Here is a 12,362-nt window from a genome sequence, read left to right as displayed (position 1 = left end):
GGGGGCCTCCGCGGAACGGGCGGGCGCGCGCGGCGCACGGGCCGCGGCGCTTTCGGCGAAGCGATCCACCGGACCCTCGCCGATCGCCTCGGTCGCACCGAGCTCGATCTGCCATTCCAGCAGCGCGAGGGCCGTCTCGTGATCGAGCGATTCCAGCATGTCCCTTCCCTACGCCGCGCCGCGTGTTGGGTAAACTCCCTTGTGAGGCCCCGGCGCCGCCTTGCCCGCCCGCCCGCCCTGCCCTATAAGCGGGCAGGCAGCGAAGGGGGCACGCATGACGTTCCGGGCGAAGCATCTCTTGGGTATCGAACCCCTGCACCCCGAGGAAATCCGCACCGTCCTCGATCTGTCCGACAAATATGTGGAGCTGAACCGGCGCACGGTGAAGCAGTCGGACGTGCTGGCGGGGATGACCCAGATCAACATGTTCTTCGAGAATTCCACCCGCACGCAGGCGAGCTTCGAACTCGCGGGCAAGCGGCTCGGGGCCGATGTGATGAACATGGCGGTGTCGCAATCCTCCGTGAAGAAGGGGGAGACGCTGATCGACACGGCGCTTACCCTGAACGCCATGCACCCGGACCTTCTCGTGGTGCGGCATCAGAACTCCGGCGCGGTGGACCAGCTTGCGCAGAAGGTGAACTGCGCCGTCCTGAACGCGGGCGACGGGCGGCATGAGCATCCGACGCAGGCCCTGCTGGACGCATTGACCATCCGGCGGGCGAAGGGGCGGCTCCACCGGCTGACCATCGCGATCTGCGGCGACATCGCCCACAGCCGAGTCGCGCGGTCCAACATCATCCTGCTGGGCAAGATGGAGAACCGCGTCCGCCTGATCGGCCCGCCGACGCTCATGCCCACGGGGGTGCAGGAATTCGGGGTGGAGGTATATGACGACATGAAGGCCGGGCTTGCCGATGCCGATGTGGTCATGATGCTCCGGCTCCAGAAGGAGCGGATGGACGGAGCGTTCATCCCGTCGGAGCGCGAGTATTTCCACCGCTACGGTCTGGATGCCGAAAAGCTTTCCCACGCAAAGGAAGATGCCATCGTCATGCACCCCGGCCCGATGAACCGGGGGGTGGAGATCGACGGCACCATCGCCGACGACATCAACCGCTCGGTCATTCAGGAGCAGGTGGAGATGGGCGTGGCCGTCCGCATGGCGGCGATGGACCTGCTGGCCCGCAACCTGCGGGCGGAGCGTGGGCGGCAGGCGGTGGGTGAGTGGGCCTGACACAGGGCGCTTCCGCCTCCGGCGGCTGGGAAGGCATATTGGAACCGGGAGAGCGGGTTCTCTGGCAGGGGCAGCCCGAACCGGGGCTGGACCTGTCGCGCGCCTCGCTGGGGCGGCTCGCCTCGGCATTGCCGCTGGTGATCTTCGGCCTCGTCTGGATCGCCGTGACGGTGGAGGCCGGGGGGGACGACCTCATCGCCCGGCTGTTTCCGCTGTTCGGCGTGATGATCCTGCTTGGCGGGCTGTGGCATGGCGGCCTGCGGCTTCTCTGGGAGGCCTACGTCCTGCGCCACACCGTCTATACGCTCACCGACCGGCGCGCCTTCATCGCAACCGACCCCATGGGGCGCAAGCGGCTGAAATCCTGGCCGCTGGATGAGATGGTGCTGCTCGACTACGACGGAGAGGTGCCCGGCACGATCTGGTTCGGGCAGCAGTTCAACTCCAACCGCCCCGGCCGCCGCCGCATCGGCTTTCAGCGGATCGCCGAGGCCCGCCGCGTCCATGACATGATGCGGAAGATCCGCGCGGGCGGCGAGATCCTACGGCCTTGAGGACCGGCACTCAATCGCTGGGGTCGGGTTCGAGGATGGACGGCGGACCACCGCGGCGCGGGATGTCGCCAAGCCCCCTCCCCGGAACAGCGGTGCAAGGGCTTACGAGCCTTCGCCGAGATGCCGAGGGCGCGGTCGCTGCCCGCATTCACCGGGAGATCGGCATTCACTGGGAGATCGGCGCCGCCTCAACCGACCGGACCATGGACCCGCGCGATCCGGGGCGCTATGGAAATCCACGCGGCGCGATACCGCGGGCGGATGCAGCAACGCCGCCACGGCGAAATCGCAGATCGCGCGGGCAAAGGCGCGGCGTGAAACCGTGCCGAACCGGCTGCGGGCGCGCGCCATGATACAGCGGCTCCCAGCCGCAAAGAAATGACGCGGCATGATGCTGCGACGGAAACGGAGGCGGAGGCTGCCATGACCGAGGCGAACGAAGCTCTGACAGGGGGCGGCGCAGCCCTCGCCGCACCGCCCGCCAACAGCGGCGCGGGCCTGTTGCTCACCAATGTCCGGCTGGTCGATCCCGAGGCGGGCGAGGTGCGGCCCGGCACCATCCGCATCGCGGAGGGCCGCATCGCCGCCGTGGACGGGCAAGACCGCACCGGCGAGACGGTGGACGCACGCGGCCTGCACCTTGCCCCCGGCATCGTCGATATGGGCGTGAAGGTCGGGGAACCGGGCGAGCGCCACAAGGAGAGCTTCCGCTCCGCCGGTCTGGCCGCCGCCGCGGGCGGGGTGACGACGATGGTCGTCCGGCCCGACACCAACCCCGCGATCGACAGCCCGGAGATGCTGGAATTCGTCACCCGCCGCGCGGCGGAAGTCTCACCCGTCCATATCCGCCACATCGCCGCGCTGACCCGCGCGCGGGAGGGGCGCGAGATGGTGGAGATCGGCTTCCTCATCGACGCGGGCGCCGTGGCCTTTTCCGATTGCGACCATGTGGTGACCAACACCAAGGTGCTGTCCCGCTGCCTGATCTATGCGAAATCGCTGGGCGCGCTGGTGATCGGCCATCCGCAGGATCCGGGCCTTTCGGACGGCGCGGCGGCGACATCGGGGAAGTTCGCCTCGCTCCGCGGGCTTCCCAGCGTCTCGCCCATCGCGGAGCGCATGGGGCTGGAGCGGGACATGACGCTCGTCGAGATGACGGGCGTGCGCTACCACGCGGATCAGATCACCACCGCCCGCGCGCTGCCGGTGCTGGAACGGGCGAAGGCGCGGCTGGATGTCACCGCCGGTGTGTCGATCCATCACCTCACGCTGAACGACCTCGATGTCGGCGACTACCGCACCTTTTTCAAGGTGACGCCGCCCCTCCGCTCGGAGGAGGACCGCCGCGCGGTGGTGGAGGCCGTGGCCTCCGGGCTGATCGACACGATCTCCTCCTTCCACACGCCGCAGGACGAGGAATCCAAGCGCCTCCCCTTTGAGGAGGCCGCCCCCGGTGCCGTCGGGCTTCAGACGCTGCTGCCCGCCGCCCTGCGGCTCCATCATGCGGGACTGGTGAGCCTGCCGGTGCTGTTCCGCGCGCTGGCGCTGAACCCGGCGCGCAGGCTCGGGCTGGAAGCGGGACGGCTGGCGGAAGGCGCGCCCGCCGATCTCGTGCTGTTCGATCCGGATGCCCCCTTCGTGCTGGACCGCTTCACCCTGCTGTCGAAATCCAAGAACACGCCGTTCGACGGAGAGCGGATGCAGGGCAAGGTCGCGGCCACCTTCGTCTCCGGCCGGCAGGTTCACGGCGCGAAGCTGGGGGGGCAGGCGTGATCCCTGCGCTGACCTCCTCCCCGCTCGCGCTGATCGTCACGGCGGTTCTCGCCTATCTGGTGGGGTCGATCCCCTTCGGGCTGCTGTTGGCCCGGGCGATGGGGCTTGGCAACCTGCGCGAGATCGGCTCGGGCAATATCGGCGCGACCAACGTGCTCAGAACGGGAAGCAAGAAGGCGGCGGCGCTGACCCTGCTGCTCGATGCGGTGAAGGGCGCGGTGCCCGTGCTCCTCGCCCGCCACCTTCTGGGCGAGGACGCGGCGCAGGTGGCCGGTCTGGCCGCGTTCCTTGGCCACCTGTTTCCGGTCTGGATCGGCTTTCGCGGCGGCAAGGGAGTGGCGACCTTTCTTGGCGTGGTGCTGGCGCTGGCCTGGCCGGTTGGGGTCGTAGCCTGCGTGACATGGCTCGTGGTGGCCTATGCCACGCGGTATTCCTCGCTCTCCGCGCTGGTGGCGGCGGCGCTGTCGCCCGTCTGGGCCTCGGTATTGGGCTATCAGCAGACGGTGGGGCTGATCCTGCTGCTCGTGGTGCTGATCTTCCTGCGCCATCACGAGAACATCTCCCGCCTGATCGCGGGCACCGAGTCCCGCATCGGCGCGAAGAAGTAACGCGAAAGTCGGCGAGAGGGCCCTCCCCTCCCGCCCCTGCTCAATACCGCTGGGAGGCGTAGATCCGGGAGAGGTCGCGCCCCCATTCCCCGCCATAGAGGTCGAGCAGCCGGTCGGCAGGCACCTTGCCGCTTGCCACCCTGTCCCGCAGGGTCGCGAGGAACACCGTCTCGTCACGCCCTTCGGCATCCAGCCGGTTGCGCGCCTTCAGCCCGCCTTCCGCCAGCGCCAGCGCCTCCCGCGCCACGTCGTGGAGCCGGACGCCATTCGCCTCGCCGCGGAGTGCCGCGACGGAGGCGGCGATGCGCAGCTCCTCCCGCGTGGCCGCGTCCCAGCCCTTCACCAGTTCCCATGCCGCATCCAACGCGTCCTGATCGTAGAGCAGACCGACCCAGAAGGCGGGCAGCGCCGCAAGCTGCGCCCTGTCGCCCGCATCCGCGCCGCGCATCTCCATGAACTTCTTGATGCGGACCTCGGGGAAGACCGTTGTCAGATGGTCGGCCCAGTCGGACAGGGTCGGCGTCTCTCCCGGCAGGGCAGGCAGACGCCCGTCGAGGAAATCGCGGAAGGACTGCCCCCGCGCATCGACGTAATTTCCGTCGCGATAGACGAAATACATCGGCACATCGAGCACCCAGTCCGCATACCGCTCGAACCCGAATCCCTCCTCGAAGACGAAGGGCAGCATTCCCGTGCGGGAGGCATCGAGATCGCGCCAGATCCGGCTGCGCCAGCTCATATGGCCGTTGGGCCTGCCCTCGAAGAACGGCGAATTGGCGAACAGCGCCGTCGCCACGGGCTGCAGCGCGAGGCTCACGCGGAACTTCTTCACCATGTCGGCTTCCGAGCCGAAGTCGAGGTTCACCTGCACGGTGGAGGTGCGATACATCATCTGGGTGCCGTGCGTGCCCACGCGGCCCATGTATTCGGTCATCAGCCGATAGCGGCCCTTCGGCATCACCGGCATCTCGTCCTGCGTCCATTCCGGCGCAGCGCCAAGCCCCATGAACGCCACGCCCATATCGGCCGTGACCTCCGCCACTTCGGCCAGATGGCGTGCGGTTTCCGCGGCCGTCTCATGCACCGTGGCGAGGGGGGCGCCGGAAAGCTCGAACTGCCCGCCGGGTTCGAGGCTCACGCTCGCGCCGTCGCGGGACAGGCCGATGAGCTTGCCCTGCTCCTCCACCGGTGCCCAGCCGAAGCGTTGCAGGCCCTTCAGCAGTGCGTGGATCGAACGCTCGCCGTCATAGGGAAGCGGTGCGTGGCTGTCGGTCAGGAAGCCGAACTTCTCATGCTCCGTGCCGATGCGCCACTCGGACGGCGGCTTGCACCCGGAGGCAAGGTAGTCGGACAGCGCGGCCCGGTTCTCGATCGGCCCGCCGCCGGACTGGGGAATGGACATGTCGCTCTCCGGGCAGTTCTGGGGAAGTTCTTAACGGTCGCAACTCGTCGCAATCGGCGCGGCCCAAGTCAAGGCTTCGACGTGACCTGACGAACGGGACGACGCCAGATGAGCACATCGCCCTCGCTCCGCTCCAACGCCGCCAGCACGGCACCCAGATGCAGGCCGGGAAGGGTCGCGAACACGTCGTAAAGGCGCTCGGCCCCTCTCGCATCCACCGGAACGACCAGCGGTGCCGCCCCCGCCTGCCCGATGCGCCATGCCCGGCCCTCATCCGAAAGAACGAGGGAGAGGGAAGTGATTTCCGGGATCGACGCGAAGCCGCCCCGCTCCGGCAAAGGCGAGAGGGAGGCGATCTGCCCCTCCAGCACGTCCACCGCGCCGATGCCGGTGGTGGCAGGCCGGAAGCGCAGCCGCCTCACCCCGATCACGGCCAGCCCCAGCCCCGCCATGCCGGCAAGCACCCCGACCGCGCCAAAGAACCAGCCGCCGAACAGCCCCACCCACAGGCCCACGGCGGCGATGGCAAGGCCGGTGAGCACCTCCTGCCAGCGGCGGAGCGTGGCCACCGCTTCGGGGCGGAGGAGCGGCGTGCTCATGGCGTTTCCTTCCGCAGCGAAGGGCCGGGAGCGGCGGAAGCACCCGGATAAGTGCTCCGGCCCGACTGAGCGGCGGTATCGGACAAAGGCCGGGGCGACACCGGCACGGCCCGCGCCTCGGGGAACAGCGTCAGCCGATAGGCACCGATCTGCCGGAAACCGATGGCCTGATAGGCGCGGAGCGCCGGCGGGCCGGAGGCGAAAAGGATGGCCGTTTCCGCCCCCTCCCCCCGGGCTTCCGCCAGATGCAGCGCGACGGCGAGCCGGGCATAGCCGCGTCCGCGATAAGCGGGAGGTGTATAGACCCCGCCCACCTGAACCATCTGCGCGGGCGCAGGCAGGCGCGCGTTGAAAGCGGTGATCGCCACCGGCACGCCCCCCTGCATCAGGATGCGAAGCCGGTCCTGCGCCATCAGCGTCGCGATATGCCGGGTCACGGCCTCAAGTTCCGCCGCACCGTGAAGCTCCGCCTCGTAGCGCTGCCGCCAACGGCCCAGCCAGTCCAGATCGCCGGGCAGCGGACGGCGGAGCACGGCGTTCCCCTCCGGCAGGCGGAGGCCGCTCAGTTGCAGCCGGCACAGCGGCTCCGCACCGTCGAACCGCGGTGTCCCGAGTGCCAGCGCAGGCAGCAGCGCAGCCACCTGCCCCGCTTCTCCGGCGATGCCGAAAACACGTTCCCCTGCCAGAGCGGCACGAAGGGCGGCCAGATCGGCGGGCGTGGCGGAGGGAAGCTGGACCGACAGGAACCCGGCCGTGCTGAGCGCGACGGCACCCCCGCCCGCCCACCAGAAGCGGGCATTCTTCGGCTCAGGCCCCCCGTCGATACCGGAAAGCAGTGATTCGCGCAGGAACATGGAGGTTTCCGCGTGGCGCGCGAGAAAGGCGGAGAGCGCGGGCACTTCCTGCACCGTCACCCGCCGAACGGTGGCCGGAGTCCCCCCGGCCCCGGCCTCCCTGACGATCTCAGACATCATCTCCCTCCAACCTCAACCCCCCGCGGAGCGGCCCGGCCCGCTCGTTCCCGATCCCCGGCGCGGCCTGCCACCCGCAGACGGCGGAAACCGACATCCCCGAAGCGACGGCCCGCGCGGCCTTCTACCACCGCATGTGGATACAGCATCCTCGCGGCACTCATCTCCGGCCTCCCACGCCGCCTTCCCACCCGCAGACAGCGGAAACCGACATCCCGGAAGGCCGGCGCTCGCGGCCTTCCGCCACCGCAAGTGGATACGGTATCGTCCCAGCACTCATCTCCTGCCTCCTCCCGCCGCCTTCCCACCCGCAGACAGCGACATCCCGGAAGCGCCCGCCCGCGCATTCTGCGGGCGGATACGGTATTCCCGCAGCACTCATCCCCAGTCTCCCAGCGCGGCCTGCCATAACGTCAATGCCGCGACGGCCGCTGTATCCGCCCGCAGAATGCGCGGGCCGAGCGAGACCGGCAAGACGAAGGGCAGCGCCCGGAGCCTGTCCCGTTCGGCAGGAGAAAAGCCGCCCTCCGGCCCTATGAGGATGGCCCATGGTCCGGGCTCCGCACCCGAAAGCGCTGCGGCCGCGCCGACGAGGCTTTCGTCCGCCCACAGAATCCGCCGCCCTGCGTCCCAGCCGGAGAGCCAGCGGGACAGCGGGCGCAACTCCTCCACCTCCGGCACGAAGGTTCCACCGCATTGCTCCGCCGCCTCGACCGCATGGGCCTGCAACCGGTCCTGCCGGATGCGTTCGGCATTGGTGAAATCGGTCTGCACCGGACAGATACGGGCCGCGCCAAGTTCCGTCGCCTTCTCCACGATGAAATCGGTACGGGCCTTCTTGATCGGGGCAAAAAGCAGCCAGACATCGGGCGGGATCTGCAGCGGGCGCGTCTTCTCCGCCAGCTCAAGCTCTCCCCCCCGCTTGGCCGCACGGGTGACACGGGCGAGGAACTCCCCCTCCCGCCCGTTGAACACGAGGATGTCATCGCCGGGGCCAAGCCGCATGACGCCGAACAGGTAATGCGCCTGCGCCTCCGTCAGCGGGAGCGATTGCCCTTGGGCGAGCGGGTGGTCTACATGAAGTCTGATGCGTGACATGAGGGCGAGATTATGACCCACCCCTTCGGAATGCCAGAGGCGGACGGACGCGTCGCCGATGCGGTCAGCGGAAGTTGGGTCGATACCCGCGCGCCCCGCGTGTTCCGCCCCTACCTCCGCCTGTCGCGCGCGGACCGCCCGATCGGAACATGGCTGCTCTACCTGCCGATGCTGTGGTCCATCCTGCTCGCGGCCTCGGCCACGCGGTTCACGTTCTACGACCTGTGGCTCATCCTCGCCAGCGGTGTCGGTGCGATCCTGATGCGCGGCGCCGGCTGCACCTGGAACGACATCACCGACCGGGATTTCGACGGCTCCGTTGCACGGACCCGCTCCCGCCCCATTCCCTCGGGTCAGGTCACGGTGCGGCAGGCGGCGATCTGGATGGGGATACAGGCGGGCATCTCCGCCCTGATCCTGTTTACCTTCAACTGGCTGGCCATCGCGCTCGGGGTGCTGTCGCTGGCGCTGGTCGCGATCTATCCCTTCGCCAAGCGGTTCACTTGGTGGCCGCAGGTGTTTCTTGGCCTCGCCTTCAACTGGGGGGCTCTGCTCGGCTGGGCGGCGCATATGGGCAGCCTGTCCTGGGCGCCGGTATTTCTCTATCTCGCCGGGATCTCCTGGACGCTGTTCTATGACACCATCTATGCCCATCAGGACAAGGAGGACGACGCGCTGATCGGCGTGAAGTCCACCGCCCGGCTGTTCGGAGAGGATACGCACCGCTGGCTGACGATCTTCCTCGGCGCCTCCGTCGTGCTGATGAGCTTCGCCTTCCTCTCCGCGCTCGGGCCGACAGGCAGCCCGCTGAAGCTGATCCTCGGGCTCGCGGGCGTGTGGTGCTTCGGCTTTCACCTGTGGTGGCAACTGACCAAACTCCGCATCGACGACTGGGATCTCTGCCTCAGGCTTTTCCGCTCCAACCGCGATGCGGGTCTGATCCCTGCGCTGTTTCTTGCCATCTCACTTTTCGTTTGATTGAAGCCGGGGGGCAGGGGACTTAAGCAGGCGCCGACCGGAACGACACGGGGCCTTCATGCGTCTTTCCCCTGCGCTTCTCAGCACTCTTGCCCTCGCAGCCGCGGCGGGCCTTTCCCTTATCGGGGCGAGCTTCGCCGCCCGCGCGGTGGAGGATCGCGCCGTCCGTGCGGTGGATGGCGCGCTCGACACAGCGAACGTGACATGGGCGCGCGCCTCGGCCGACGGGCTGACCGTCACTCTGGCAGGCACGGCGCCGACGGAGGCCGCGCGGTTCCGCGCGCTCACCGTGGCGGGGGGCGTGGTGGACCCGTCCCGCGTCATCGATACGCTGGAGGTGGCGGCAGCCGCCGTGATCCCCGCGCCGACCCTTTCCGTGGAAATCCTGCGCAACCGTGACGGCATCTCGGTGATCGGCCTGATCCCGGTGGCAACCGGGCGGGAGGCGATCCTCGACCCGCTCATCCGTGTAGCCAATGGCGTGCGCGTCTCCGACATGGTGGAGGCCACGCAGCAGCCGGTGCCCAAGGGCTGGGCGGAGGCAGTCGGTTTCGGGGTGAAGGCGGCGGAACTCCTGCCCCGCTCGAAGATCTCCATCGCCGCAGGCAGGGTGGCGGTGACCGCCGTCGCCGACAGCCCGGAGCAGAAACAGCGGCTGGAACGTGAACTGCGGGCGCAGATGCCCGCAAGCGTTCCGGTCACGCTCGACATTTCCGCGCCCCGCCCGGTCATCACGCCATTCACGCTGCGCTTCGTCATGGACGGTCAAACCCCGCATTTCGATGCCTGCGCCGCGCCGGATGAGGCGGCCCTCGGCCAGATCATCGCCGCCGCGCTGGCAGCGGGGATGGAAGAGCCGATCGACTGTCAGGTCGGCCTCGGCGCGCCCTCGCAGGACTGGGGGCAGGCCGCGGCGCAGAGCATCGCGGCGCTGGCGGCCCTTGGCGGCGGCACGCTGACGCTCGCAGATGCGGATATCACGCTGGAAGCCGCCGAAGGCACCGATGCGCAGAGGTTCGAGGAGGTGGTGAGCAATCTCGACGCGTCCCTCCCAAGCCTTTTCTCCCTTCATGCCAATCGTCCCGTTGCCCCGGTGCAGGAGGCCGCGACCGCGGAGAGCGGTCCGCCCGAATTCACCGCGACGCTGGATGCCGAAGGCGGCGTCACGTTGCGCGGCCGGTTCCTTGACGAACGCCAGCGCGCGGCCGTGGAAAGCTACGCCCGCGCCCGTTTCGGCGCCGGGGCGGTCAACGTCACGACCCGGCTCGACGACCGGCTGCCCCAGGGCTGGGCACTCCGCGTGCTCGCGGGGCTGGAGGCGCTGGGAGAGCTGAACCGGGGTGAACTGCTGGTCACGCAGGACCGCATCGCCGTCCGTGGCGTCACCGGCGACAAGTCTGCGCGGGGCAACATTACCCGCACTCTCTCCTCCCGTCTCGGGCGCGCGGCCTATACGGTCGATGTCAGCTATGACGAACGGCTGGATCCGCAGGCCGCGCTGCCGACCCCGCAGGAATGCGTGCGCACGATCAACGCGATCCTCGACAGCCACAAGATCACCTTCGCACCCGGCTCCGCCACGATCAACGCCGATGCCCGCCAGACGCTCGACAAGGTGGCGGAGGCGATGATCCCCTGCATCGACGTGAAGATGGAGATCGGCGGCCATACCGACAGCCAGGGACGGAACGAAATGAACCTCCAGCTCAGCCAGGCGCGGGCGGAGGCGGTGCTGGAGGCGCTGCTTGCGCGCCGGGTGCCGATCTCCAACCTCACGGCGCGCGGCTATGGCGAGACGCGCCCCATCGCCGACAACGGCAAGGAGGAGGGGCGTGAGGCCAACCGGCGCATCGCCTTCACCCTCATCATCGGATCCCCCGATCAGCCCGCCCTGCCGGAGCCGGTGCCCGCCCCGACGGCCCGCCCCGAAGCGGTGACCGATGCCGCTCGCGCGGCAGAGGCCGAAGCCCCCCCGGCAGAGGAAACGGCAGGGTCCATGGACGACGATGCGAGTGAGGAGGGTGAACCGATGGATGCGATCGATGGCGACGAGGAACCGCCCCCCGCCACGGAAGCCCCCGATACCAACTGATCCGCCCCGCCTCCGCAGGCGGTCCTCCCGGCAACCAGAACCCAGCGACGGCCAAGACCATGAACCGCACCGAATTCATCATCGCCACGGCCATTGCGCTGTTCATCGCCTTCTTGCTGGGCTGGTTCGCGCATTGGCTCGTCCACCGCCTGACGCGCGTGTCGCAGGCCGATCTGGACGAACTGGAAAGCATGGCGCAATCGCTCCACGATGCGGAGGAGACGCGGGACGCGGCCCTCGCCCATCTGTCCGCGCGGGAGGAGGAGATGCGCCACGAGAGCGAGGGCCGGGAAGCCGAACTGATGGCGGCGATGGATGCCGTGCGGCAGGCGCGTGAGGAAAACGAACGCCTCCGTCATCGCTTGGGCGAGCACTGAACGCGCCGCGTCGTGCCAGCCGTCCACGCTCCACCAGCAGTAGGTCGCCCCGGTCACTGCATAATGCTGGCAGTGGGTCGGGCTTTGCAGGCTTCCTGCGCCAGCGGTGAGCGGTAGATAGGTAGGTTTTGCAAGCTTCCTGAGCCCGGTCCCTTTCCTGATAGTATCGCGGAGCCGTCGGCAGCAATCTCGTTCATCTGGCGGCAGGCCACGCGGAAGTAGCTTGCCGTTATGATAGGCCGTTGTTCCCGCCACGTGGTTGGTTGGTCGATCCAAACGACCGACGTGGTGCCGTAACCGCTGCACTTGGCGCGAGGGCGGCAAAGGCCCCGAAGCACGGCGTGTTGATCCGCCCCAAAATCGGCCACCGGTGTGGACCGGGCGGACTTCATCCCGGCTCACAATCCTGAACTCTTGATGAGAAGCGGCGAGAGCCATGACAACGCAGCGCTTCCGCTCATCGAGCGCGAGCATATCTGGCACCGCACCTACAAACACGCGCGGGAAGCACAGCACGACGTGTTCGATGTATGGGCACCACCGCCCGGTAGGCAAACACGTCAGAAACTTGATGCCGTCACCCATCAACTTTTGAATGACAGCGGCGCTTGAAAGGCGGAAGGCGTCTAAAATCAGAGGCTACTCGATCAGTTGTTCGCTTCCGCAATGTCAG

11 protein-coding genes are annotated in these 12,362 nt (G+C 68.4%); 7 read left to right on the top strand and 4 right to left on the bottom strand.

Going from position 1 to position 12,362, the window contains the following annotated elements:
* Positions 1–274: 274 nt before the first annotated feature.
* From CDV49_RS12995 to plsY, 4 genes are all read left to right on the top strand, one after another.
* Complete coding sequence (locus CDV49_RS12995) at positions 275–1,237, top strand: aspartate carbamoyltransferase catalytic subunit (RefSeq protein ID WP_035707867.1); 963 nt, start codon at positions 275–277, stop codon at positions 1,235–1,237.
* Positions 1,228–1,791, top strand: a complete 564-nt coding sequence (locus tag CDV49_RS12990; RefSeq protein WP_088215845.1) for a hypothetical protein — start codon at positions 1,228–1,230, stop codon at positions 1,789–1,791. Before CDV49_RS12995 ends, CDV49_RS12990 begins: the two co-directional genes overlap by 10 nt.
* 423 nt (positions 1,792–2,214) lie before the next feature.
* The gene (pyrC, locus tag CDV49_RS12985; protein ID WP_088215864.1) at positions 2,215–3,564 is read left to right on the top strand and encodes a dihydroorotase; all 1,350 of its coding nucleotides are present in this window, start codon (positions 2,215–2,217) and stop codon (positions 3,562–3,564) included.
* Entirely contained in the window at positions 3,564–4,172 is a 609-nt protein-coding gene (plsY, locus tag CDV49_RS12980; protein WP_088215863.1) for a glycerol-3-phosphate 1-O-acyltransferase PlsY, read from the top strand. The genes pyrC and plsY overlap by 1 nt, the downstream gene beginning before the upstream one ends.
* Before the next feature lie 40 nt (positions 4,173–4,212).
* Here plsY and CDV49_RS12975 read toward each other — a convergent pair whose 3' ends face one another.
* From CDV49_RS12975 to CDV49_RS12960, 4 genes are all read right to left on the bottom strand, one after another.
* Complete coding sequence (locus tag CDV49_RS12975) at positions 4,213–5,574, bottom strand: glutamate--cysteine ligase (RefSeq protein ID WP_088215844.1); 1,362 nt, start codon at positions 5,572–5,574, stop codon at positions 4,213–4,215.
* Positions 5,575–5,642: 68 nt separating this feature from the next.
* Positions 5,643–6,173: a hypothetical protein gene (locus CDV49_RS12970; RefSeq protein ID WP_088215843.1), complete on the bottom strand. Its 531-nt coding sequence runs from the start codon at positions 6,171–6,173 to the stop codon at positions 5,643–5,645.
* Positions 6,170–7,144, bottom strand: coding sequence for a GNAT family N-acetyltransferase (locus CDV49_RS12965; protein WP_179209202.1), 975 nt, complete (start codon positions 7,142–7,144; stop codon positions 6,170–6,172). The genes CDV49_RS12970 and CDV49_RS12965 overlap by 4 nt, the downstream gene beginning before the upstream one ends.
* 378 nt (positions 7,145–7,522) lie before the next feature.
* Positions 7,523–8,242, bottom strand: a complete 720-nt coding sequence (locus CDV49_RS12960; RefSeq protein ID WP_088215841.1) for a 16S rRNA (uracil(1498)-N(3))-methyltransferase — start codon at positions 8,240–8,242, stop codon at positions 7,523–7,525.
* Positions 8,243–8,254: 12 nt separating this feature from the next.
* On the opposite strand from CDV49_RS12960, the gene ubiA reads away from it, so the two are divergent.
* From ubiA to CDV49_RS12945, 3 genes are read left to right on the top strand one after another with little or no spacing between them, the layout of a single operon-like run.
* Positions 8,255–9,220: a 4-hydroxybenzoate octaprenyltransferase gene (gene ubiA, locus CDV49_RS12955; protein ID WP_088215840.1), complete on the top strand. Its 966-nt coding sequence runs from the start codon at positions 8,255–8,257 to the stop codon at positions 9,218–9,220.
* 58 nt (positions 9,221–9,278) lie between these two features.
* Positions 9,279–11,312 (top strand): OmpA family protein, encoded by a 2,034-nt coding sequence (locus CDV49_RS12950; RefSeq protein WP_088215839.1) that lies wholly within the window; start codon positions 9,279–9,281, stop codon positions 11,310–11,312.
* Positions 11,313–11,371: 59 nt separating this feature from the next.
* A complete protein-coding gene (locus CDV49_RS12945) occupies positions 11,372–11,689 on the top strand; it encodes a hypothetical protein (RefSeq protein WP_088215838.1) in 318 nt (105 codons plus the stop codon).
* Positions 11,690–12,362 lie beyond the last annotated feature (673 nt).

This window comes from Haematobacter genomosp. 1, assembly GCF_002196855.1.
Taxonomy (GTDB): domain Bacteria; phylum Pseudomonadota; class Alphaproteobacteria; order Rhodobacterales; family Rhodobacteraceae; genus Haematobacter.
Note: the sequence above shows the minus strand (reverse complement) of the source record. Positions and strands in the feature narration are given on the sequence as shown.

What these genes read in the sequence shown, in the direction of transcription:
- CDV49_RS12965 (WP_179209202.1), bottom strand. Translation starts at nt 7,144, where the DNA reads ATGTCTGAGATCGTCAGGGAGGCCGGGGCCGGGGGGACTCCGGCCACC.
- CDV49_RS12960 (WP_088215841.1), bottom strand. Translation starts at nt 8,242, where the DNA reads ATGTCACGCATCAGACTTCATGTAGACCACCCGCTCGCCCAAGGGCAA.
- CDV49_RS12970 (WP_088215843.1), bottom strand. Translation starts at nt 6,173, where the DNA reads ATGAGCACGCCGCTCCTCCGCCCCGAAGCGGTGGCCACGCTCCGCCGC.
- CDV49_RS12950 (WP_088215839.1), top strand. Translation starts at nt 9,279, where the DNA reads ATGCGTCTTTCCCCTGCGCTTCTCAGCACTCTTGCCCTCGCAGCCGCG.
- ubiA (WP_088215840.1), top strand. Translation starts at nt 8,255, where the DNA reads ATGACCCACCCCTTCGGAATGCCAGAGGCGGACGGACGCGTCGCCGAT.
- pyrC (WP_088215864.1), top strand. Translation starts at nt 2,215, where the DNA reads ATGACCGAGGCGAACGAAGCTCTGACAGGGGGCGGCGCAGCCCTCGCC.
- CDV49_RS12945 (WP_088215838.1), top strand. Translation starts at nt 11,372, where the DNA reads ATGAACCGCACCGAATTCATCATCGCCACGGCCATTGCGCTGTTCATC.
- CDV49_RS12995 (WP_035707867.1), top strand. Translation starts at nt 275, where the DNA reads ATGACGTTCCGGGCGAAGCATCTCTTGGGTATCGAACCCCTGCACCCC.
- CDV49_RS12975 (WP_088215844.1), bottom strand. Translation starts at nt 5,574, where the DNA reads ATGTCCATTCCCCAGTCCGGCGGCGGGCCGATCGAGAACCGGGCCGCG.